At 71.4% G+C, this 23,044-nt stretch carries 16 protein-coding genes; 1 reads left to right on the forward strand and 15 read right to left on the reverse strand.

Annotated elements, in window-relative coordinates:
- Nucleotides 1-17 precede the first annotated feature (17 nt).
- The 5 genes from MZC64_RS41695 to soxR form a co-directional block, all read right to left on the reverse strand.
- Nucleotides 18-857, reverse strand: coding sequence for a PadR family transcriptional regulator (locus MZC64_RS41695; RefSeq protein WP_247764790.1), 840 nt, complete (start codon nucleotides 855-857; stop codon nucleotides 18-20).
- 31 nt (nucleotides 858-888) lie between these two features.
- Nucleotides 889-1,392 (reverse strand): hypothetical protein, encoded by a 504-nt coding sequence (locus tag MZC64_RS41700; protein ID WP_247764789.1) that lies wholly within the window; start codon nucleotides 1,390-1,392, stop codon nucleotides 889-891.
- Nucleotides 1,393-1,490: 98 nt separating this feature from the next.
- Complete coding sequence (locus tag MZC64_RS41705) at nucleotides 1,491-1,814, reverse strand: hypothetical protein (RefSeq protein WP_247764788.1); 324 nt, start codon at nucleotides 1,812-1,814, stop codon at nucleotides 1,491-1,493.
- A gap of 334 nt (nucleotides 1,815-2,148) precedes the next feature.
- Nucleotides 2,149-4,821: an AAA family ATPase gene (locus MZC64_RS48380; protein WP_308301128.1), complete on the reverse strand. Its 2,673-nt coding sequence runs from the start codon at nucleotides 4,819-4,821 to the stop codon at nucleotides 2,149-2,151.
- Nucleotides 4,822-4,933: 112 nt separating this feature from the next.
- A complete protein-coding gene (gene soxR / locus MZC64_RS41720) occupies nucleotides 4,934-5,404 on the reverse strand; it encodes a redox-sensitive transcriptional activator SoxR (RefSeq protein WP_308301131.1) in 471 nt (156 codons plus the stop codon).
- Between the two features lie 46 nt (nucleotides 5,405-5,450).
- Between soxR and MZC64_RS41725 the strand changes: the two genes are divergently transcribed.
- Nucleotides 5,451-6,938 (forward strand): MFS transporter, encoded by a 1,488-nt coding sequence (locus MZC64_RS41725; RefSeq protein ID WP_247764786.1) that lies wholly within the window; start codon nucleotides 5,451-5,453, stop codon nucleotides 6,936-6,938.
- A gap of 171 nt (nucleotides 6,939-7,109) precedes the next feature.
- On the opposite strand, the gene MZC64_RS41730 is transcribed toward MZC64_RS41725, so the two are convergent.
- The 10 genes from MZC64_RS41730 to MZC64_RS41775 form a co-directional block, all read right to left on the reverse strand.
- Nucleotides 7,110-8,933, reverse strand: coding sequence for an ABC transporter ATP-binding protein (locus MZC64_RS41730; RefSeq protein ID WP_247764785.1), 1,824 nt, complete (start codon nucleotides 8,931-8,933; stop codon nucleotides 7,110-7,112).
- A 255-nt stretch (nucleotides 8,934-9,188) separates the two neighbouring features.
- Nucleotides 9,189-11,777, reverse strand: a complete 2,589-nt coding sequence (gene lanKC, locus MZC64_RS41735; RefSeq protein ID WP_247764784.1) for a class III lanthionine synthetase LanKC — start codon at nucleotides 11,775-11,777, stop codon at nucleotides 9,189-9,191.
- 129 nt (nucleotides 11,778-11,906) lie between these two features.
- Nucleotides 11,907-12,341, reverse strand: coding sequence for a hypothetical protein (locus MZC64_RS41740; protein ID WP_247764783.1), 435 nt, complete (start codon nucleotides 12,339-12,341; stop codon nucleotides 11,907-11,909).
- An 847-nt stretch (nucleotides 12,342-13,188) separates the two neighbouring features.
- Complete coding sequence (locus tag MZC64_RS41745; protein WP_247764782.1) at nucleotides 13,189-13,926, reverse strand: ANTAR domain-containing protein; 738 nt, start codon at nucleotides 13,924-13,926, stop codon at nucleotides 13,189-13,191.
- Nucleotides 13,911-15,470 (reverse strand): alkyl sulfatase C-terminal domain-containing protein, encoded by a 1,560-nt coding sequence (locus MZC64_RS41750; RefSeq protein WP_247764781.1) that lies wholly within the window; start codon nucleotides 15,468-15,470, stop codon nucleotides 13,911-13,913. Before MZC64_RS41750 ends, MZC64_RS41745 begins: the two co-directional genes overlap by 16 nt.
- Before the next feature lie 30 nt (nucleotides 15,471-15,500).
- Nucleotides 15,501-18,014 carry a LuxR C-terminal-related transcriptional regulator gene (locus tag MZC64_RS41755; protein ID WP_247764780.1) on the reverse strand — a complete coding sequence of 838 codons (2,514 nt, stop codon included), beginning with the start codon at nucleotides 18,012-18,014 and terminating at the stop codon, nucleotides 15,501-15,503.
- Nucleotides 18,015-18,101: 87 nt separating this feature from the next.
- Nucleotides 18,102-18,296, reverse strand: coding sequence for a hypothetical protein (locus tag MZC64_RS41760; protein ID WP_247764779.1), 195 nt, complete (start codon nucleotides 18,294-18,296; stop codon nucleotides 18,102-18,104).
- A 305-nt stretch (nucleotides 18,297-18,601) separates the two neighbouring features.
- The gene (locus MZC64_RS41765) at nucleotides 18,602-19,330 is read right to left on the reverse strand and encodes a spermidine synthase (RefSeq protein WP_247764778.1); all 729 of its coding nucleotides are present in this window, start codon (nucleotides 19,328-19,330) and stop codon (nucleotides 18,602-18,604) included.
- 134 nt (nucleotides 19,331-19,464) lie between these two features.
- Nucleotides 19,465-21,621, reverse strand: coding sequence for a polyprenyl synthetase family protein (locus MZC64_RS41770; RefSeq protein ID WP_247764777.1), 2,157 nt, complete (start codon nucleotides 21,619-21,621; stop codon nucleotides 19,465-19,467).
- On the reverse strand, nucleotides 21,608-23,029 hold the full coding sequence (locus MZC64_RS41775) for a family 2B encapsulin nanocompartment shell protein (protein ID WP_247764776.1): 1,422 nt from the start codon (nucleotides 23,027-23,029) through the stop codon (nucleotides 21,608-21,610). The genes MZC64_RS41770 and MZC64_RS41775 overlap by 14 nt, the downstream gene beginning before the upstream one ends.
- Between the last annotated feature and the right edge of the window lie 15 nt (nucleotides 23,030-23,044).

Consider the following 23,044-nt stretch of genomic DNA (forward strand, 5'->3'; position numbering starts at 1 on the left):
CCGGTCCTGCTGGGGCGTCACGAGTTGGCGCGGACCCAGCCGGTCACCGGCTCCGGCCAGGCCAACCGGCCGGTGGTGATCTCGGTGGTGATCTCCTCGACCCAGCTCAGCTCGGCCTCCAGCATCCGCACCGCGTACTCGGCCTCCACCACGAACAGGCGCGGCACCTCGCCGGCCGCCAGCACCTCGCGGTGCCCCTGCCGGATCTCCGCCAACGACGCGCGGATCCGGTCGGCCCGCTCCCGCAACGCCGCCGCGGCGCCATCCGGCCCGAGCGCGCCGAGATAGCTGACCGCCGACAGGAACTTCGGGTACTCCTCGGCCGGGGTACGGATCAGTTCATCCACCCAGCGCACGAACTCCGCCCGCCCCGGCGCGGTGTGCTGATAGATGGTCCGTTCCGGTCGGGCACCCACCCGGACGGTCTCCCGGGCCTCGATCCACCCGGCCCGTTCCAGCATCCGGACCACGTCGTACAGCGAACCGGTGGTCACCTTGAACGCCCGATCCATGCCCCGTTCGCGCAGGGTGGCAGCCATGGCATGGGGATGCGTCGGCGACTCCATCAGCAACCCCAGCACCGCCAGTCCCAGCGGGTTGGACACCGCGCGGCGATCATTCGCACCCAATCGCTCGCCTCCAATCAGTCGGTGCCGAGTATTTGGCACCGACTGATGGCTGTCAAGACGGCAGCGCTCGCTCAGCACGGCCACGTCCCGGCTGTGGATGGCCTCGCGGCGGCCGAGCACGTCGCGCACGCCGCGGATCACGTTGCGGCCCAACCCCCACAGGTGCGCGCTGATCGCGGCGCTGTGCACCCGGCCGGAGCTGATGTCCTGCACCGGCCGGGCGCACATCGGGCCGAACTGGGGGCTCCGCCCGAACCGGTCAGCCCAGTCGGATGAACCAGCTGTAGCCGTTGCAGCCCGAGTCCTGCCTGGTCGAGACGACCACGTACCCCGGCGGGAGCGGGTGCTGGGTCTGGCAGATCCACATGCCGTTCTGCGGGTACTGGATCCACCAGCTGTAGCCGGCGCAGCCCGAATCCTGCCGAATCGAGGTGACCACGTACCCCGGCGGAAGCGGCAGCTGAGTCTGGCAGATCCACAAGCCGTTCTGCGGGAGCTGGACAAACCAGCTGTAGCCGCCACAGCCCGAATCCTGCCGAATCGAGGTGATCACATGACCCGCGGGAACAGGCGTGCCGGCACAGATCCAGCCCGAGAACAGCGGTGCCGCCGGGGTGGCCGGGGTGGCGGCGACGACCGGCGCCGGAGCGGCGGCGGGTGCGGCGCCGGCCGGGGTGGCGGCGATGAGGCCACCGATCACGGCCGTTCCGACGAATGCGGCGAGCTTTCCAAGTATTCTCGACCAGCGTGAAGTGCCATTCATGGAGCTATCCCCTCTGTTGTCTCAAGCGCGGCGGGTGAATCGGGTCCGGCTGCCGCAGTTCACCGGCCGGGCGGAGCTGGGGGCTCCGCCCGGACCGGTCAGCCGAATCGGATGAACCAGCTGTTGCCGAGGCAGCCCGAGTCCTGCCGGATGGCGGTGACCACGTACCCCGACGGGATCGGCACCGAGGATTCGCAGATCCACAAGCCGTTCTCCGGGAGCCGGACGAACCAGCTGCGGCCGCCACAGCCCGAGTCCTGCCGGATCGAGGTGATCACGTGACCGGCGGGAACGGGTGTGCCGGCACAGATCCAGCCCGAGAACAGCGGTGCCGCCGGCACCGGAGCGGCGGCGGCCGGGGCGGCGGCGATGAGGCCGCCGACCACGACCATGCCGGCGAACGCCGCGAATTTTCCAAGCATTCTCGACCAGCGCGAAGTGCCATTCATGGAGCTATCCCCTCTGTTGTTTCAGACGCTGCGGAGGAATCGGATTCGACTGCCGCAGTTCAGCAAGATCCCGGAGAACTCGACCATACAACCGACCGCCAGGAGATCAACCTGGGCGGTTTTGGCCGGCACGAATGCGGGCACGCGGAATTGCTCGCGGAATTTCCCCCATTGAGCGCGAGCCGAAAACTCTCCCCTCCGGAAAGAAACGGTATCCGAGCTGACGAAGGCCGGGAAATACGCCAAACAGCCTAATTTCACTACAGGGCGTAGCGAAATTCCCGGACCGTGGCGTCGTACCGGGTGATCACGGGCGAGGGAGCCGGGCGACGAGCGCGGTGCGCGAGGACACGCCGAGTTTGCGGTAGATCCGCCCCAGGTGGGTCTCCACGGTGCGTTCGCTGACCACCAGCCGTTCGGCGATGGCCCGGTTGCTCTCCCCCCTGGCGACGAGTCCGGCGATCTCGGCCTCCCGCCGGGTCAGGCCGAGCGGGGAGTGCCGGGCGGTGTGCGGGGCCGGTGCGGGGACGCGGCGGCCGAGCTTGCGCTGGTGCCGGGTGGCCAGCTCGACATACCGGTCTGCCCCGCACAGGGCGAGAATCGCCGCCGCACTGTCCAGTTCGGACAGTGCCATCGACCGGTTGCCGCCTGCGCCGTGGATCAGTCCGGCCAGCATCCGGGCCCGGCCGGCCTGCAGCCGCTGCCCGGTGGCCACGAAGATCTCCGCCGCCGCCTCGGCCCGGGCCAGGGCCGTTCCCAGTTCCCCGGCCTGGTGCAGGGTGTGCGCCCGCGCCAGCGCGGCGAACCCCAGGCTCCACGGCAGCACCTCCTCGGCCAGCTCCTCCGCGCGGTCCGCCCAGTCGCCCGGCTCGCCGAGTTCGGCCAGCTCGGCATAGGCGCGCAGGCGCATCCGGTAGAGCAGCTGGGGCAGCGCCGGGCCGCCCATGCGCTCGATCACCCGCGCCAGTCCCTCGCCCCGGCCGGTGGTACCCCGGCGCAGCAGCTCGATGCCCAGTGCGAGGGGCAGGCGCCGGACCTCCGGGCCCTGCTCGGGGAGCGCGCACATCTCCTGGTAGGCCCGGGTCAGCGTGTCCAGGTCCAGGCAGTCCACCGCGACCATGCCCTGGAAGAACAACGCCGCCTCCAGCAGCGGGGTCGCCCCGTCCAGCCTGGCCAGTTCCAGTGCCTCCGCCGCCGAGGCCATGGCCTGGGTCAGCTGCCCCGCCGCGGCCTGGCCGACGGAGCTGTAGCCGTAGATGCCCGCGCTGCCCGTGACGTTGCCGGTCCGCTCCATCACCACCAGCTCCTGCCGCAACCGGCGCAATCCGCTGTCCAGCCGGAGGTGCCCGTAGATCTCGGTGATCGGTGCGGCGTGGCCGATCCAGAAGAACGCCCGGTGGTCGGCCTCGCTGATCCGGTCGAACATCTCGGTGGACTCCGCCAGCAACTCCACCGCCTCGCGCACCCGCCCCAGCTGCGGGTGGGTCATGGCCAGCATGGCCAGGGCCGCGCAGCGCACCGGGCAGTCCGCCCCGGCCGGACGTCGTCGCAGGGCCAGCGCCGCCACCTCGGCGGCCTCGGCGAACTTGAACTGGGACAGCTCCAGCACGGCCAGGTGCATGGCGATCATGGCGGTGAGCAGGTCGTCCTGGTCCGGCTCGCGGTCCAGTTCGGCGTAGAGCGTCTCGGTGGTCTCCTCCGCCCAGGCGAAGGACAGGCTCGTGCCCGCGTACAGCGCGGTCGCCCGCAGCCGCAGCGCGGGTTCGGTCATCAGGGCTCTGGCCAGCTCCCAGGCCTGGGCGCTGCGACCCGCCAGCGCCAGCGCCTGGGCCAGTTCCAGGCGCAGCTCCCCGCCCACCTCGTCGGCAGGCGCAGGATGCAGGTCCAGCGCCGCCTGGGCCCAGCTCACCGCGGTCGCCGGGGCCACCGGCAGGGCCTCCCTGGCCGCCGCGCGCAGCTCCTCCCGCGCCTGGGTGTCCCCGACCGCGGCCGAGCGGGCGAGGTGCGGGGCGCGCACCCCGACCCCCGCGCCCCGCCTGGCCAGTTCCCCGGCCACCCGGCCGTGCGTGGCGGCCCGCCACAGCGGACTGGCCGAGTGGTAGACCGCGTTGCGCAGCAAGGGATGCCGGAAGGCGACCCGGGCCCCGGCTCCGGTGGCGCGCAGCAGGTCCGCGGTGAACAGCTCCGCCGCGGCGGCCTCGGTCTGGGCCGGGGTCAGGTCGGCGGCGACCGCGACCAGCTCCGGCTCGACCTGGTCGCCGAGCACTGCCGCGGCCTGGGCGACCAGCCGCGCGCGGTCGGACAGCTGGCCGAACTCGGCCAGCAGCGCCCTGGTGCCGGTGTGCGGCCCGGCGGTGCGGGCCAGGATGCCCAGATACAGCGGGTTGCCCTCGGCTGCGGTGTAGCGGCTGCGGCGCTGCGGCTGGGGCACGTCGGAGAGCAGCTGCTCGGCGGCGGAGTAGTCCAGGGCGGTCAGTTCCACGCGGTGGACCGGGGCGGTCCACGGTTCGTGCAGCACCGCGGCCAGCTTGTCCGGCAGCTGCCGGGGCCGGTGGGCCAGCCACAGCACCAGCGGTCCGGCCGGCGGGCGGCGGCTCAGGTGCGCGAGCAGGTGCACCGAGGCTTCATCGGCCCAGTGCAGGTCATCCAGTACCAGCACGGTGCGCGGTGTCAGCACGGCGGACACCGCCCGGTGCAGCGCCCGCCACCCGCCGGGCGAATCGTCGGCAGGCACCGGGAAACGGTCGGCCAGGGCGTCCTGGAACACCCCGAACGGCAGCTCCTGCTCGAACTCCCCCGCCCGGCCGGTCAGGACCGTGAAACCCTGTGCGGCCGCGCGCGGGCCCGCCTCGTACAGCAGCCGCGACTTGCCGATACCGGGCTCGCCGACGACCTCCACCACGGTGATCCCGGCCTCGGCCGTGGCCACCACCCCGGTCAGGAGATCCAGCTCGGCCTGCCTGCCAACGAACGGTTCCACCGGCACACCATAGTGAGATGGCCCCCGGCGCAGGCCGGAGGCCATTCCATTTCGGACAGTGCCAGGCTCGCGGCACACCGCCTGTTCCCGCACCGTTGGCCGCGGCTTCGCCTTACCGGCGATCGTCCCGGGTCAGCCAGAGCCGCCGCGGCCCGGTGCCGGCGGCCCCCAAACGGTCGTCCCGGTTGCGCAGCAGGCAGTTCTGCAGCGAGAGACAGCCGCAGCCGATGCAGTCGGTGAGCTTGTCACGCAACCGGACAAGCTGGCTGATCCGTAGGTCCAGATCGGCGTGCCAGCGCGCCGCGAGCAGCTCCCAGTCCTCCTGCGTCGGCGCGCGGTCCGCGGGCAGTTCGGACAGCGCCGCGCCGATCTCGCGCAGCGGGATGCCGACCCGCTGGGCGACTCTGATGAGCGCGACCCGGCGCAGCGCGTGCCGCGGGAACCGCCGCTGATTGCCCGCCGTGCGCCTGCTGGTCACCAGGCCCTGCTCCTCGTAGAAGTGCAGCGCCGTGACGGTCACCCCGGCTCGCCGGGCGAGTTGGCCAATGGTCAGTTCGGCTTGCGGATCCACCACCTGCGGAATCCTACCTCTTGACCTCGGGTAAACCTGAGGTTGAAAGCTGTTCGGCATGACTCGTGACATCGCCGGTCCCCGGCTCGCCGGCCGGCGGGAATGGCTCGGCCTCGCGGTTCTCCTGCTCCCCGCGCTGCTGGCCTCCCTCGAACTGACCATCACCCACCTCGCGCTGCCCGCGATCGGCCGCGACCTGGGCGCGTCCAGCACCCAGTTGCTGTGGATCGTCGACGGTTACGCGTTCCTGCTGGCCGGCACGCTCGTCCTGATGGGCACGCTGGGCGACCGGATCGGGCGGCGCAGGCTGCTGCTCGGTGGCGCGACCGCGTTCAGCGCGCTGTCCGTGGCCGCCGCGTACGCCCCGAACCCGGAGGTGCTCATCGCGGTGCGCGCCCTGCTCGGCGTGGCGGGCGCGACCCTCATGCCCTCGGTGCTCGCACTCGCCGTGGCGCTGTTCACCGAAGCACGCCAGCGCGCGCAGGCCGTCGGCATCGTCATCGCCACCGTCTCGGCCGGTACCGCGATCGGACCGCTGGTCGGCGGCTGGCTGCTGGAGCATTTCTGGTGGGGCGCGGCGTTCCTGCTGCCGATCCCGCTGATGCTCGTGTTGCTGGTCGTCGGGCCGGTGACGCTGCCCGAGGGCCGATCTCCTGGCGGGCGCCGGCTGGACCTGCCCAGCGCCGTGCTCTCCATCGCCACCGTGCTGCCGATCGTCTACGGGCTCAAGCAGGTCGCCGCGGCCGGACCGGACCCGATCGCGTTCGCCACCCTCGCCCTCGGGCTGGCCTGCGCCCTGCTGTTCGTCCGCCGCCAACGCCGGCTGGCCGACCCGATGCTCGATCTGCACCTGTTCGCCTCCCCGGCGTTCACCACGGCCACCCTCACCCTCGTGCTCGGGATCTTCGTGCTGTGGGGCACGAACTACGCGGTGGCGCAGTACCTCCAGCTGGTGGCCGGGCTGACTCCGCTGACCGCCGGACTGCGGACGGCACCATCGGCGATCGGGATCATCCTCGGCTCACTCGGCGCGACCCGGCTCGCCCGCCGGCTGCCGCCAGGGTGGATCATCAGCGGTGGGCTGCTGCTGTCGGCCATCGGTTTCGGTGTGCTGGCCACCCTCGGCCCGGCCACCCCGCTGAGCGTGCTCGTGACCGGGACGATCATCGTCTCGGCCGGGCTCGGACCGATGATGGCCCTGGCCACCACCATCGTGGTGGGCAACGCCCCGGCCGAGCGGGCAGGCGCCGCGTCGGCCATCGCCTCCGCGGCGCCCCAGCTGGGCGGCGGGCTGGGCATCGCGATCCTCGGCAGCGTCATCACGGCCGTCTACCGCGCGGATATGGGCGGCATCGCCGGACCAGCGGGCGACACCCTCACCGGAGCCGTCGCCGCTGCGGGCGCCCTGCCCGCGGCCGAGAGCGCCGCCCTGCTCGCCACGGCCCGTGCCGCGTTCACCGCCGGATTCGAGGTCAGCGCCCTGATCTCGGCCGCGCTGACGGTACTGCTCGCCGGCGTCGTCCTGCTGGTGCTGGGCAGACGGTGACCCACTGGGCAGGGGTGCCGTGCCGCGTCACGGGCCGCGGCGCAGCGGCGGGCGGTGAGGTAGTTGGTCAGCGCCGCCCTCGTCTACCTGGTCGTCTTCGGTTGGGCCGGACATCGCGGGCGGCGGGGCTGCCGCACCCTCGCCGCGCACAGGTGTCGTGGCCGGTGACGATCACGGCACGAGCCGCCCCACCGCGGTGGACCCGGCCACGGCGGCCGGATCGGTTCGCGACCGGTGCGGGGCGAGGGCGGCGGCGCACTCACGGTGGCCGACAAGCAGTTCCCGGTAGTGCTGGCAGGACAGGCTCAGCTCGGCGTGGGTGCCGCTGCCGACGACCCTGCCCTGTTCAAGCACCAGGACGTGCGTGGCGTTCTGGATGGTGGACAGGCGATGGGCGACCACCAGCACCGCCCTGTCCGTTGCCAACGCGTCCATCGCCCGCAGCAGGTGCGCCTCATTGGTGGTGTCCATCTGGGAGGTCGGCTCGTCGAGAACGACCAGCGGGGTGTCCCGGATGAGCGCCCTGGCCAGCGCGAGGCGCTGGCGCTGACCGCCGGAGAGGTCGTGGTTCCGGCCGAGGTGGGTGTCCAGGCCGTCCGGCAGGCGCCGGATGTCCTGCTCCAGGCCGACGGTTGCCAGTGCGGTCCACAACCGCTGCTCAGCCAGGCCGGGATCGAGTCCGAGGGTGAGATTCAGGCGGATCGGGCCCTCCAGGAGAGTGAACTCCTGGTCGACGTAGGTGACGTTCCGGCGCAGCGAGTGCAGCGGCCAATTCCCGATGTCCCGGCCCAGCACGTGGATTGTGCCGCGGGTGGGTTCGATGAACCTCTCGATGAGTTTCAGCACGGTCGACTTGCCCGCGCCCGAGTGCCCGATGATCGCGGTGAGACCACGGCCCGGCACGGCGAGGCAGACCCGGCGCAGGGCAGGGTGACCGTGGTAGTCGAACCAGACGTCACGGAACTCGACCGCCGTGCCGCCATCGGAAAGCGGCGTTTCCGGGGCGGCGGGCGCCGCGCGCTCGGCAGGCGTGGCCAGCAGCTCCGCGAACCGCCTGCGGGCGGCCCGGCCGATCTGGATCCGGCTGATCCCGGCCTCCAGGACACCAAGCGGCACCGTGAGCTGGAACAGGCACAGGAGCACGGCGATGAAGGTGGACACGGGCAGTGCGCCCGCACTGACCTGGGCGCCGCCCACGATCACCACCGCGATCATCGAGACCTGGTTGCCCAGCGCCATGACCGGCGTGACCATCGACTGGAGCCGGGCCACGGACAGGGTCCGGACGCTCAGGTGCGTGGCCTTCTCGGCGAAGTCGGCGGCCGCCCGCGGCTCGGCGACGCATGCCTTGATCGTGGTCAGCGCCGAGGCCGTGGCGGTGACGTGCTGTCCGAGCGCGCTAGTGGACTGTTGCAGATCCTGGAAACGCTGCCGCAGTTTCCTCGTGGCCACCCGGACGAACATCGCGCCAGGGCCGAGGGTGAGCAGCGCGACCACGGTCACCGTTGGCGACAACACGGCCATCACGGTCACCGTGGCGATCGCGGTGGCCGCCGCGACCGGCAGCTGGGCGAACCCGACGTCGACCAGGGAACGCAGGTGAGCGGCGTCGGTGGTCAGCCGGGTGCCGAGGGCACCGGCGCCGTGGGAGCGAACGACGTCCAGCGGCAGCCGGAGGATGTGGTCCATCACCTGGCACCGCACCCGCAGGATCAGCCGTTCCCCGGTCTGTTGCAGCAACCAGGTCGCCGTCGCCGTGACGACCAGGGCGCTCAAGGCCAGCCCCGCCATGGCCAGCACCACGCCGGTCACGTCACGGTGCTCGGCGACCGCACTGATGAGTTCCCTGACCAGCAGCGGCACGGCCAGGTTGGCCGCCGCGCCGATGAGGCCCAGCGTGACCACCAGCACCAGGCGGAGACGGTCACTCCGGCCGAGGTCCAGGATGGCGTGGCCGGGTCGCGGCCTGGTGGCGGCGGACTGGCGTGGCGGCATGGTTCTTCCTCCGGTAGTGCGGGTCAGGTGGCGGAAGACGAGGTGGCCAGGGCGAAGATGCGGTGGTCCGCTCGCCCTGGCCACCTGCCCGGTCAGTCAGGAACCCTGGGGCCGGAACCAGTTCACATACCCTTGCCGGTGCAGAGGACGCTGAAGCTGCAACCGATGCTGAAGTTGCTGGCCCCGCACCCCTGCTGCACGTCGTCGGGCTCCAGGGATTGAAGATCGAGAATAACCATGGTGTTTCCCTCGCTTTCAGTTGATGTTGACCAGCTCCAGCTGGGCGTTGGATGAGACGGGAACGGAAGGGCGCCGGCCGTGCTCCGGCTGGAAGAACGGCATGGCGGTCTGACCGGTCCGCGCCGCGGTCAGCGCGAGGAGCACGCCCGCCGAGCCGGTGGCCAGGTCCGTCGACAGTCTGAACATGTTGTGGCCGGTGAAGGCCACACCTCCCCGGAACCGGATCGCCTGGTCGGCGATCAGCCGCAGCAGATGCTCGATCTGGGCGCTGATCGCGATGCTGGGCGAGCGCTGACGTTCCCGGCACAGGAACTCCAGGATTCCGGCGACGCCGTGGAACAACCCCGGCAGGAGGTAGAACAGACCTGAGGCCGCGTTCACCACACCGGTCAGCGCGCGGTCGAACTCCTCGTCATGGCGATGCCGGAGATAGTCCTGCAGCACCAGTCCGATCCCGACGCTGCCTCCTGCCAGGTAGGGCAGTGTGGTGGTCTTGTCCCGGACGTGCAGCACGTCCCCGTCCAGCCAGGCACAGCCGGCGAGGTCGCGGCGCAGTGCCTGCGCGGCGAGGTCCAGGAAGCACTGGTCGCCGGTGTGCTCGTAGAGGCGAAGGTAGAAGAGGGCGGCGCCGGTCCAGCCCCTGGCCAGTCCGGCGAAGCGCGGCTCACTGGCGGAATCGGCGGCCGCGAGCATGGCACCCAGCAGGTCCGCACAGCGCTCCACCTGGTGCAGCAACACCGGGTCGCCGGTGTGGCGGGCGAAATGCAGGAAGCTCAGCCCCATGCCGGGCAGCCCGTCCATCAGGTCGATACCGGCGCCGGGCAGCGGCGCCGACAGGATCCGGTCGAGCAGATCGGCGGACTCGGTCGCACATCCGAGCGTGTGCAGGGCGTAGGCGATGCCGTGCAGGCCGAGATAGAAGCCGGTCTGCGGATTCTCCGACCGTCGGACGTGGTCGACCAGCCATGCCTCGTGCTCGGCGAAGCGCCCGGCTCCGGCCTGGTGCAACGCGTAGAGGACGCCTGCCGCGCCGTAGGCCAGGTTGAGCCCGCCGCTGGCGAACTGGGCGATATCGCCGGGGAAGAGCCGGTCATCTCGTTGTGGGGTGGTGCTGGCCAGTATCGCGGACACGATCGCGGCTCGGGCTCCGGGCGCATCCGGTGTCCAGGCCGGCTCGGTGGCGCCGGCCTCGCCGGCCGGTTCAGGCGGCGCCAGGCGCTGGTGGAGTCGCGTGCGGAAATCCGCCGGAATGGGGAACCTGGCGGCGATGCCGTCCAGGAGCTGGGGCAGTTTCGCGGGGTCCAGGCTGAGCAGGTGTGGCATTGCCAGGAACAGGTTCAACCCGAGGGCACAGAGCTGCCAGTCGTCGGATGCCGGGCCGGTGATCCCCGCCGGAGGTTCGAACCCCAGGGCGGTGTCCCGCACGCGGAACTCGGCATCGTCCAGTCCGGCGAACTCGAAGTCGATCAGCACGACCGGACCGTGCGGGGGCACGAGCACATTCCTGGCATGCAGGTCACCCAGGACGACACCGCGGTCGTGGATGGCCTGGAGCGCCCGGTCGACCTGGGCGAAGATGTCCAGGGCCCAGGCCGTGTAGCGCTGGAAGGCAGGCAGGCCGGCCGACGGGGGCAGCGGGAGGATCCGTTCGGCGATCGTCTCCCACAGTGGCTTCCCCTCGACGTAGTCCATCACCAGGAAGTGATGTTGCTGGCAGATGAGGTAGTCGTGGACCTGGGGCACGCACCACAGTCCGCGCAGTCGCTGGAGCACGGCGTGCTCGTGGGACAGGCGGGTGACGGCGTCGGTGCCCAGTGCGTCGAGTCCGGCGTGTGGTCGCGCCTCCTTGAGGACGACCTCCTGACCGTTGCGCAGGTCGGTCGCCTGGTACACGCCACCGCCGTTGGAGAAGTGCAGGACCCGGTGCACCTTGAACGGGAACTCCGCGGGCGCGCAGGCCGTTCGACGTTCCCGCTGGGCTTCGAGGAAGGGCGGCAGCTCGACCCAGTCCGGCACGTAGAAGGCCGGCTCACGCTTGTCGGGCACCAAATTCCCGCGCCTGTCCTCGATCGCGAATTCGCTCAGCCCGGACGGCAGTACGACCGTGCGCGTCTGGAACCCCCCGTACCGCACGTACAGTGGCCCCGAGTTCCACCGGAGGTCGCTGAGGATGTAGGGCCCTGCCGCACCGGCAAGCTGTTCGTCGAGATCACCGAGAACCTCTTCCAGAGCTTGCTCGTCGACCGGGTACATGGTGATGAACTTGCCACTGCCGGCCCGGTGCGCATACTTCGAGTTCGACCGCAGCAGCGCCTGTTCATCAGGGCGGAACTTCAACGGGATTCCGCGCGCAAAACAGTACCGCGCCACTGTCCCAAGCATGTCCCCGGCGTTGCCCAAGGTGGCCGAGACGTGAATCTTCCAGCCTTGTCCGGGAAGCGGGCATGACATTGGGGAGAGGTACGTCCAGCCATTATCCCTAGGACAGACCCAGTTCGACGGAATCGACAGGAGGTCGAGATAACTGCCGCCTCCTTGTTTATCACGCGCAAGATCGTAGAACGGATTCCCCGAGTGACAGTAAGGCAGATACTGAAGATCCATCAAATTCCCTTCGCATGCGCACTCAGGTCGCGATGGAGTTCCTGTCCGCCATAACGGGCAGGAACTCCATCTTTACCCAGGAGTGCAGCGAACCCGACAGTGCTCACACGGTGCGCACCGGCAGTGTTGTCACCTGGCGGACCTGATGAGATCGATCTCGGCCCGCACCTCCCCGAAGTTCTCACCCGTTTTGATGTTCTTCAACATCGCCAGGTAGTCAGCCTTACCGGGGTTGTACTCCCCCGTGGCCGCCACCACGTCGGTAACCCACCGCCTGTTCACCGCCGGACAGGGCCGAATGTGAGCAGTCGCCCCAAGCGCCAGAGTCGGCTGCTTCTGGGCAATCTCGATGAATACGCCGATGTACTTCTCATCCCCGGCTCCCGAACAGGAGTACGTCCCAGAAATGGTGGCAACCTTCTCCCCGTCCGCACCAACGTGAATTACGGCCTTCTCAACCTTGACCCCGGGTTCGGCACCAGGGGCAGCCGCAGCGATGGTCGTCGTGCTCAGAACGCACGTCATCACCGCGAGCGACATGACCGTCCAGCGTGTCTTGTGCATAAAGTCCTCCTTGGCGTCGCACTGACGTTCGGCAAATTTGATCCGACCCCACCCTGTGCTTTCACGCACCCAGAATCACTCACCCCAGCCCCTGCTTCCGCAAGAAATGGTGAGACGACCGAGAAGCCAGCAGCCGGTGGCCCATCACAAGGAGTAAGAGAAGGCTGATTGCCGGTATCAGTCCATCCCGAAGTGTGCACGTCGCACCACTTACCCTAAACACATTACCCGCACAGACCAGCGAGGCAATACACACGATCGCATGACCGTAAGTCGATTCAGGTTTAATTCGAAAACCAGGAACTCCGACGCGACAGTCAACCCAGATGCGCACCTCCACGCACTCGATGCAGTGAACCTTGCAGACTAATTGCCGGGACAATCAATTGATCCGCTCAAGGAGAATTCGATCTCATCGTGCGTACGCGGTGGCCACTTTCGCCGGCGGGGCAGACGAACTGGCCAGCCAGAACACTGTCCTCGCTGATGCCAGTCGAAGGCTGCGGCGAGGGGCGCCACGGCGAACCGGGCCTGGTGCGCGAGGCCGCCCGGGTGGCTGACGGTCGTGGCGCGGGATCCGGTTACGCCGTGGAGCACGATCGGGTCCAGGTCCGGCGAGCCGCAGTTGGCGCGGGTGTCGGCGATGGTCCGGCCCGGCTCGGCGCCCCCGGCGTCAAGCATCTCCGTTCACGGCGGCGGCATGACCGCGGCGATCATCGCCGACCGGCTCAACACGACCACCCACGACCAGGGCCTGGGAAAACCACCTCGTGCTACCGCGCTGACCCGGCGTACGACTTTGCCCAACCCGGCGTACGACTTTGGCCAACTGGGCGGAGGTCCGTGGTCAGCCGGGCTGGTGTTCCTGCAGCAGGGCGGACCACAGTTCGGCGGCGGCCGGGTCGCTGTGCCGGCCGGACACGTGCACGATGAGGTGTTCGGCCAGTTCCGCCGCCGTCAATCCCGCGCGGTCGGCCACGTCGCGGAGCAGGGCCTCGGCCTCGGCCGGGGTGCTGCGGCACAGCGCCAGCACGATGCCGGTCGCCCGGTCGAGCGCCAGGCGCTCGGTCAGTCCCTCCAGCACCCGGCGGCTGCCCGGTGGGTGGCCGGCCAGGGTGGAGATCACCGCGACGGTGGCCGCGACCAGCCGTTCGTAGCGGGCGAGCACGGACAGCGACACCGGGTCCGGGGCGCGGCTGAGGTAGGCCGAGAGGACCACCAGGTTGCGGTGATCGGCCAGGCAGGGCAGCGCCGCCACCCCGTTCAGCGCGCCCAGTTCGTCGCGGTGTTGCGGGAAGGCCGCGCAGGCATGGGACAGCCGCAACGGCCGCCAGCGCTCATCGGCCCACAGGTCCGCGCTGAGCACCGGCCGGGCCGAGTCGGCCGCCGCCGGCACCGGGCCGCCCTGGCCGGCGGCCTGGAGATCGTCCATCACCGCCCCGACCCCGCGCGCGGCCAGCAGCCGGGGCGGGTCGCCACCGCTGTGCGGGCGCAGCAGGGTCACCGCCGAGCCGAGCAGGTTCGGCATGTCCGTGTCCAGGACGGTCAGCGCGGCGGTGAGCGGGGCGGTCAGCGCGGCGCGCACGGCTGGTCTCCGTCCCGGATCGCGCCGGCCGGGGTGTGGATCTCCCGGTCGAAGGCGGCGAAGAAGGCCACCGCGGCCTCCGGCCTGCCGTCCACGGTCACCTCGTGCCGGACGAGCAGGTCCGGCAGGTCGGCCGCGCCCGCCACGTACTCCACGAGCGCGGCCGAGCCGAGCACGATGGTGGCGTCCGCCGGGCGGATCGGCGGTGATCTGCGCACCAGCAGCACCTTGTTGCGCAGCTCCAGCTCGAACTGCTCGCCGGTGTCGGTGATCCGGCAGCGCAGCCGGGTCCGGGCGCCGGTGGCGCGGTCGGGGTCCAGCCGGTAGCGCAGCAGTTCCATCAGCGCGCCGGGCGGACGGCCGCGCAGCCGGCTGGCGGCCTGGCGGCGCGCCGTCGCCGGGTCGGCGGCCTCGTCCAGGGTGGCCGCGGCGGTGCGGTAGTGCCGCTGCCGCCCCGGATCGGGTTCGCCGTCGGCCAGGTCGCACAGCGCGACTCCCCAGAGCCGTCTGGCCTCGGCATCCGCCGGATCGAGCAGCACCACGTCGGCGACCAGCTCCGCCGCGCCCTGCGGATCGGCGGCGTCCAGGCGTCGGCGCGCCTCTGCCAGCACCGGGTCCCGGCCCCCGGCGAGCCGGAGAACCTGTTGCGCGCGCACGGTTCGCGGTGCCCGGCTGGCCGCGGTGACCGCGGCGGCGGTCGGGCTCGCGACTGCCTCCTGGCAGCTGGACCGGGCCGCGCCCAGCCACGGTCGCAGGGCCGGGAACTCGGCCAGCTCCGGCAGCGGGGTGGCGTTGTCCTCCGGCCAGGCGCCGTCGAGCACCCGGCGCACCGCCTGATCGTGCCGGTGCTGCACGGAATCCCGCCACAGGGTGAGCATCTCCTTGGTCCGCGCGGCGCCGGAGAGCAGCGGCAGGTGCGTGCCCACCAGGTGCTCGATCCGGGTGGCGAGCAGCAGGTCGACCGCGGCCACCCAGCGCAGCGGTTGCGGGCCGGGTTCGCCGAGGAAGACCAGCCGGTGCTCGGGCAGGTGCACCGCGAGGGCCTGCTCGTCGACCGGGAGCAGACGCAGCTGGAGCCCGCCCAGCCGGAGCCTGCTTTCCCCGTGCAGCAACAGGTTGGGCGGCACCGGCGGCGGCCCTGGGTCGGCCGACGACGGGGGCGGCGGCCAGGCGGTGGTCAGCCCGTCGGTGCCCCAGGCAGGCAGGCCGACGACCACCACCGTGCCGGTGCTGACCTCGGCCGGCGGCACGATCGCGGCGGTGCCCAGGCAGTGCCGCATGGACGCCCGCGGGTAGACGATGGCGCACACCGGTTTCGCCGACAGCAGCGGCACAATCTCGGCGATGGCCTGGCCCGCGCCGGCGTCCACGCCGGTGTTGATCAGGACCAGGCCGGTGTCGCCCTCGACGGCGAGGCAGGCGCAGCCGGTGGCGGGGTCCCGCAACGCCCAGCAGCGGCCGGGGACGATGGTGTCCACCTCGGGCGGCCACGGCGGGCTGGGCGGCTGGGCGCGGAATGGACGGCGCGGTCGGGGAATGCTCATGGTTTCTGCTCCTGGCAATCGTTTCGAAGGTCAGAGCAAGCCGCAGCGGCGGGCCGCGATCACCGCGTCCCGGCGCTGGTTGACGCCGAGCTTGCGGTAGATGCCGCGCAGGTGGGTCTTGACCGTGTTGACCGAGACGTAGAGCGAGTCGGCGATCTCCTCGGCGGTGCGCATCGAGGGCAACTCGGCCAGCAGGTCCAGCTCGCGGCTGGTGAGTGTGGCGGTCACCGCGGGCCGCTCCACCGGGGGCGCCGCGGCCGCGGCGGTGGCGAAGTGCTCCAGGCGCCCGTAGCGGCCGAGGTTGCGGGCGAGCAGGTCGCGGATGGGCGCGCCGGCCGCGCGGAACGGGCGCAGCAGTTCCCGGGGTTCGGCCAGGGCCAGCGCCCGGCACAGCGCGCGGTGGGCGTGCCGGTCGGCCCGCAACCGGTCGGCGAGCAGGCATTCCAGCAGCCAGGCGTCCACCAGGTTGTGCGCGGCCGCGGGCAGTGCCCGGCCGGTCAGCACCGGGGCCAGGGACCGGCGGGCCTGGCTGAGCCTGCCGCGGTGGGCCTGCATCACCGCGCGCAGCAGCCCGGCCTCGGCGCGGGCGCCCAGCAGCCGGGTGCCGTGCTCGACGATCTGCCTGGCCCGGCCCAGTTCGCCGACCTGGAGCGCCATCCGCAGCGCCATCGGGCTGAACCAGGCGGCCAGCCACGGCGGCACCGGTCCCGGCCGGTCGTACTCGGTCCACAGCGCGCACAGGTCGAGCAGCGCTCGGTGCGGATCCGCGCCGGTCTCGAAGCGCAGTACCGCGGCCAGGCTGCCCATGGCCAGGCGCGGCAACGGATCCCCGCCGCAGACCGGGGCCGCGGCGGCCAGGTGCGCGCGGGCGGTGTCGGCGGCCAGCCGCAGCTGGGCCTCGGCGGCCAGCACCAGATGCGCGGTGCCGCAGCTCGCGGTGGCGGTCCACTCGTGTTCCTCGGCGAGCCGGACCGCGCTGGCGGCCAGTGCCCGCGCGGTGCCCAGTTCACCCTCGACCGCGGCCACGATCGCCTGCTGGGCCAGGACGTGCAGCAGCGCGCCCCGGCGTTCCCCGGCCGCGGTCAGCCGGCGCGCCCGGTTCAGCACGGACCGGGCCGAGGGCAGGTCGCCCTGCCGCAGCGCCCAGCCGCCCTTGACCAGCAGCACGAGCAGGTCCACCTCCGGCGCGCCGCTGTCCCCCTCGGCCAGCTCCAGCAGCTCCGCGGCGGGTTCCTCACCGACGATTCCGTTGCGCCATAACAGGATGGCCGCGCTGAGGATGCGTAACCGGGGCGAGCGCAACGGCAGTTCGGGGTGGCCGATCCGGCGCAGTCCCTCCTCGGCGGCCGCGGTGTCCCCGGTGGCCAGCGCCGTCGCGGCCACCACCAGGGCCACCGACGGGCGGGCCAGCACGTGCGTGGGCAGCCGGGCCAGCACCTGGGCCAGCGCGCGGGCCCGGCCGGCCAGCACCTCGGTCAGGCCGACCTCGGCGACCAGGCGGGCCGCCAGGTCCGCCCGCTGCCCGGCCACCGCGTGCTCCAGGGCGAGGATCCGGGCGCCCGCGGCCAGGAACCAGTCGGCGGCCAGCCGGTGCAGTTCCACCGCCCGCTCCGGCCGCAGCCGGGTCAGCTCGGCGTGCAGGTGGTGCCGCAGCAGCGGGTGGCAGCGGTACCACTGGCCGTCGCCGTCGGTCCGCCGCAGCAGACCGCGGGCGCCGTGCAGCCGGTCCACCAGGTGACCGGCCTGGGCCAGTCCGCTCAGGGCGGCAGCCAGTTCGACGGTGAACCCCTCGCACACCGACACCGCGGTCAGCAGCTCCCGTACCAGGGCCGGTTCGGCGCCGAGCACCTCGTTGCGCAGGTAGTCGGCGAGCAGCCGGTCGGCCGAATCCGGTTCGCCCGCGCGGGCGATCGCGGCCAGCCGGAGTCCGGCCGCCCAGCCTTCGGTGTGCCGCATCAGCAGGTCCAGCTCACCCTCGGTGGGTGCGTGGCCGAGCGCGGTGAGCAGCGCGGCGGCCTCCGCCGTGGTGAAGGCCAGCTCGGCCATGCCGATCTCGCGCAGCCTGCCCTCCACCCGCAGCCGGGCCAGCCCGAGCGGGGGTGGGAAGCGGGCCAGTAGCACCACCCGCAGGCCGGCGGGCAGCTCGCGCAACCAGCGTTCCAGCTCCCGCAACGCCTGCGGGGCCAGCAGTTCGTGCACCTCGTCCAGCACCAGGCAGACCGGAGCCGGTTCGGGCCCGGCGCCGCCGCTCAGCGCCGCCCCGATGGTCGCCGCCAGCACCTCCGGTTCGTTGTCCCGCGCGGTGATGGTGGCCCACCGCACCGCGGTCGTGCCGGTCTCCTGGACCCGTCGCCGCGCCCAGGAGGCGAGCAGGGTGGTCTTGCCGGTGCCTGCGGGCCCGAACACCAGCAACACCTGGGGTGCGCCCGATCGCAGCTGGATGTCCACAATGGACTCCAGCCGGTCCCGGCGGAGCACCGGACCGGCCGGCACCGGCATCCGCGCCCCCGGCTCGGTCTCCGCCACCTGCGCGCTGCTAGTCATGGTCACCTTTCTCCAGGAAGTCGCCAAGACCGGTCGGCAGACTGCGCCATACCGGTGATTCCCTTGCCCTGAACCGATTGGCCGCGCTCAGTCGCGTTCGCGCAGCAGGAACCAGAGCAGCGGAACCAACATTCTGGGCACCCCGCCGGGCAGCACCAGCACCACAGGGGACAGTCGCGCCGCACCGGCGTCCTCCGGCCCGCGCGACCCGCACAACAGGGCCAGGACCAGCAGTCCGGGAAGCAGGATCCTGAGCGGAATCCGGCGCCTGGTTCGGTTCATGGCCCTCGTCTCCTGGTCACCGTGCCGACTCCGACCAGGATTCAGTGGACTTCGACCGCGGTCCTCCCCCGGCGCGGGTGAGCCTGCGCGCACAGTCGTTTGTGTCCACAGTGGACCTACCTGGGCCAGCCCCATCGCCGTCGAGGGACTTTGGTCCCTGCCGCGGCCGGGCCGCGGGCGGCAGACTTGACCGAGGTGGCCGCGAGCTGAGGGGGGAGGCCGGCGTGCGCTCAGCGCGGCGTTGGTCCCGGCGCCGACTCAGGCGATCCGCCACCCGCGCAGGTCAGCGCAGACAGCGCGCAGGGTCAGCAGTCGGTGGCTGCCTTCGTCGCGAGGTACACGGTGTTGGCCGATTCGCGGTCCTGCAACGGATTCCGGAAGTTGACGATCTTGGCTTCCACGTCCACGAAGACCTGGCCGAGGACGGCGGTGAACTCCTCATCCGGCGGGTCGTTCGACCAGAGCGCGAACACCCCACCGGGGTGCAGCCGGTCGGCAACCCGCCGCAGGCCCGCTGCCTGGTAGAAGTCGGCGTTGCCGGGGTGCAGCAGATGACGCGGCGAGTGGTCGATGTCGACCACAACGGCATGGAACAGCCGTCCGGGGACCCCCAGGTCGAATCCGGCCGGGGATCGCAGCATCGCGAAGAAGTCGCCGTGCACCAGCTCGCATCGCGAGTCGGCGGTGACCACGGCTCCGGCGGGAATCAGCCCTCGCTGATGCCACTCGATCACCTCGGGCAGCGCGTCGACGACGAGCAGGGAACGCACGTTCGGGTGCGCCAGCACCGCCATCGCGGTGTAGCCGAGCCCGAGTCCGCCCACGAGCACGTCAACAGGCGCCTCCGGGAGACCCGCGAGAGCCAGGTGCGCCAGCTCGATCTCGGCGACGGTGAACAGGCTGGACATCAGGAACTCGTCATCGAGCTTGATCTCGTAGACCTCGCGGTCGACGGCGGGATCCCATCGACGGCGCAGCATGAGCACACCCAACGAGGTCTGACACGAATCGAGCACCTGAAAACGGGCGGTCACCGGTCTCCTTCCGAACGCCGGACCGTGACGCTACTCGCTACCCGCGATCAGCGGTTCCAGCGCCACCGCGTGGGGGCAGACGCCGCACGATCGGGTAAGGCAGGGCCTCGGCTGGGGAACTCCGCACAGCGGACTCAGGTGCCGGCGCGGGCCACCAGCCGGCGGGCCGTCGCCGTGCCGAGGCCGGTGGGGCCGGCGAGCCTGCGGGTGACCGTCTGCACGGCCGCCACTGGGTCCGTGCTCTGGTAGCGGGCGGCGCGCTGGTGCCAGGCCAGCCAGCCGGGGAGCCAGTCGCGCAGGCTGTCCACGTGGTCGAGCACGGTGGCACGTTGCGCCGTGGAGAGCTGATGTGCCTGGCACATCTCGGGAATCTCGACCTCGGCGATGTGCTCGAACTGGCGGACCCTGGCGGTGATCATGTCGTTGCAGGCTTCCACGGCCTGCTGGGGGCCGCAGCCGAGGAGTTTTTCCAGCAGCAGCACCATGTTTCCGGTCTCGCCCGGGTCCTGCGCCTCGCGGTCGTAGGAGTAGATGTCGTTGAGCAGCAGCGCGCCGTCGGTGACCGCGTCGATCAGGGACCGCAGGGTTGGGCCGTCGGCCACAGCGGGTGGCAGTTCGGCTGACCTGGCGAACTCGGCCAGGTGGTCGGCTACCCGGCCGCCGTTGGTCATTCGCTTTGCTGCCAGGTACTCCAGCGGGTTGGCGGGGTGCGTTGCGGCGGTCTGCCGTAGTTCCTGGAGGTGGCCGGTCAGCAGTTCCTCCAGGGCGCCGCGGATGCGGAGTCGCCACGCCTGGGACATCGGCGGCGCGGTGCGGGACCACAGGTCGGCCAAGGCTTGCTCGGTCGGGTTGGCCGCCTCCGGTGGCTGCTGAGCGGGGTCGGTGGACAGGAACTGGGGAAGCCTTGCCAGGTATGCCTTCGCACCGGGCAGGTCGCCGGTGCGGGCGAAGGTCTCGACCAGGTAGTCGTCCAGGTGGAACAGCCAGGTGTACCAGTCGGTGACGGTGGTGAGCGCTTCCGTTGGCGTGTCCGGGAACTTGTGCGCGCACAGCAGGCCGAAATCGTTCGCGGCGAGCTGAGCCTGCGTCCAGGGCATGACGGTCGGGTCCGGGTCGACCAGGCCCAGGCGGATGGCCCAGGCATCGGTGTGCGCGCGGGCGGTTTCCAGCTGGGGGTTGAGCCGGGCCGCGCGGTTGAGCTGGAACTCGGGCAGTGGGAAGGACCGCGATGCGTTGGGGGCAGGGGGATTCTCGGCCGGGGCGGTCGCGGCGTGCGGGGCGGGTGGGGTGGTCAGCAGGTGGGCGAGCGCGGTGAGGTCGGCGGCGGCCCCTGGCCGGGGGTTCGCGGCGTGGAGGCAGGTCAGGGCCGCGTCCAGCTGGCGCTGGGTTTCCTGGTGCGCCCAGGTGCGGGCGCCCGCTTCCTCGACCAGGTCGGCGCAGGTGCGTAGTTCGGTGTCCGACAGCGGGGCGTCCCGGTGGTACAGCTCGGCCAGCCGGGTGGCGGCCGCGTTGCCCGCGTTGAGCGCGGCCACCACCGGCAGCGACTTCTTGCGGGCGCGCAGGTCGGCCAGCACCGGCTTGCCGGTGATCTCCGGATCACCCCAGATGCCCAGCAGGTCGTCGTTGAGCTGGAAGGCCAGGCCGAGGTGTTCGCCGAACTGGCGCAGTTGCCAGACCTGCTGCGGTGGCGCCCCGGCTGCCAGCGCGCCCAGCTCGCAGGCCAGTGCGAACAGCGCGCTGGTCTTGTCGCCGACCATGGTCAGGCACTCGTCCAGACCCACCTCGGTCCGGCCCTCGAAGGCCATGTCCGCCGCCTGGCCGTCGATCAGCCGCAGCAGCGCCGCGTCCAGCCGAGGCACGCCCTCGGCGGCCAGCGGCGCGCCGTCGGCGACCAGTGCCTCGCCGGCCAGGGTGATCAGCGCGTCCCCGGCCAGGATCGCGGCGGGCACCCCGTAGACCGTCCACGCTGTCGGGCGGTGCCGCCGGGTCGGGTCCTGGTCCATCACGTCGTCGTGCAGCAGCGAGTAGTTGTGCGCCAGCTCGACCGCGGCGCCCGCCCCGGCGGCCCGTTCGGCCTTGCCGCCGACGGCCTCGGCGGCCAGCATGGCCAGGGTGGGCCGCACCGCCTTGCCGTTGTTGGCTTTCAGCGGGCGGCCCTGCTCGTCCGACCAGCCGAAGTGGTAGCCGATGACCTGGCGGGTGCCGGAGTTCATCCGGTCCGCCGCCGCCTTCAGCCCCGGCGTGACCAGTTCCCTGGCGCGGACGAACGGATCGGCCTCAGCCGCGGCCATCAACGCTCCCGAGTTGCACGTGCTCCAGCACGCCGAGCGCGTCCGGCACCAGCACGGCCAGCGAGTAGTAGCAGGTGATGAGGTAGTTGACGATCGCCTTCTCGTCGATGCTCATGAACCGCACGCTCAGCCCCGGCTCGTACTCGTCGATCAGCCCGGTCTTGCGCAGGCCGATGACGCCCTGGTCCTGTTCGCCGGTGCGCATCACCATGATCGAGGTGGTGCGCTTGTCGGTGATCGGGATCTTCCAGCAGGGGTAGATCGGCACCCCGCGCCAGGCGGAGACCCGGCCGCCGGGCACGTGCATGGTCTCCGGGGAGATGCCCTGCCGGGTGCACTCGTCCCGGAAGGCCGCGATGGCCTCCGGGTGGGCCAGGATGAACCCGGGGTTCTTCCACACCGTGTTCAGCAGCCGGTCCATATCGTGCGGGGTGGGCGGGCCACCGCGGGTGTAGATGCGCTGGCTGAAGTCGGCGTTGTGCAGCAGGCCGAAGTCCCGGTTGTTGACCAGCTCGTGCTCCTGGCGTTCCCGCACCGCCTCGATGGTCAGCCGCAGCTGCTGTTCCAGCTGGTCGATGGGCTCGTTGTAGAGGTCCTGCACCCTGGTGTGCACGCGCAGCACGGTCTGCGCGATGCTCAGCTCGTACTCGCGGGGCTTCATCTCGTAATCGACGAAGGTGCCGCTGAGCAGCTGCTCGCCGCGGTGGCCGGAGCGGATGTCCACCTCGGCCTCGCCATAGGGGTTCTGCGCCTTGTCCACCAGCGCGAGCTGCCGCTCGATGTGCGCGCGCAGGGACGCGGACCGCTCCAGCAGCTCGTGGAAGTCCGACTTGCTCAGCGACATCACCGTGCAGGCGGTGGCCGCCTTGACCGAGTAGTCCCACCGGCTGTCGGCATCGAGCAGGAACTCGTCCCCGAAATGGTCGCCGTCGGCCATGATGGTCAGCGTCGACTCCTGGCCGTACTCGCCCTCGCGGAGTTTGGTCAGCCGCCCGTGCACCAGCAGCACCAGCTCCTCCGCCGGGCTGTCCGCGCTCACCAGCACCTGGCCTGCCTCGTACTCGCGCTGGGTGAACCGGCCGGCCATCAGGCCGAGCGCGTCGAGGTCGGCGAAGTCGTGCAGTAAGGGCAGTTCGGTCAGCTCGGCGGGGATGACCTGCGCTTCGCTGCCGGTGGTCTGGAAGGCCAGCCGCCCGTCGCCCAGGGTGTAGTTCAGCCGCCGGTTGACCCGGTACGCGCCGCCGCGCGCCTCCACCCAGGGCAGCAGGTTGAGCAACCAGCGCGGCGTGATGCCCTGCATCTGCGGCACGGACTTGCTGGTCGAGGACAGTTTGCGTGCGGCCGCCGTGCTGAGGCTGAGCTGCCCGCCGCCGTTTCCGTTGCGCTGCGGCGAGCGTTCATCAGTCATTTCGGGCACAGCAGG

It is taken from the genome of Crossiella sp. S99.2, assembly GCF_023094165.1.
In the GTDB taxonomy this organism is placed as follows: domain Bacteria; phylum Actinomycetota; class Actinomycetes; order Mycobacteriales; family Pseudonocardiaceae; genus Crossiella.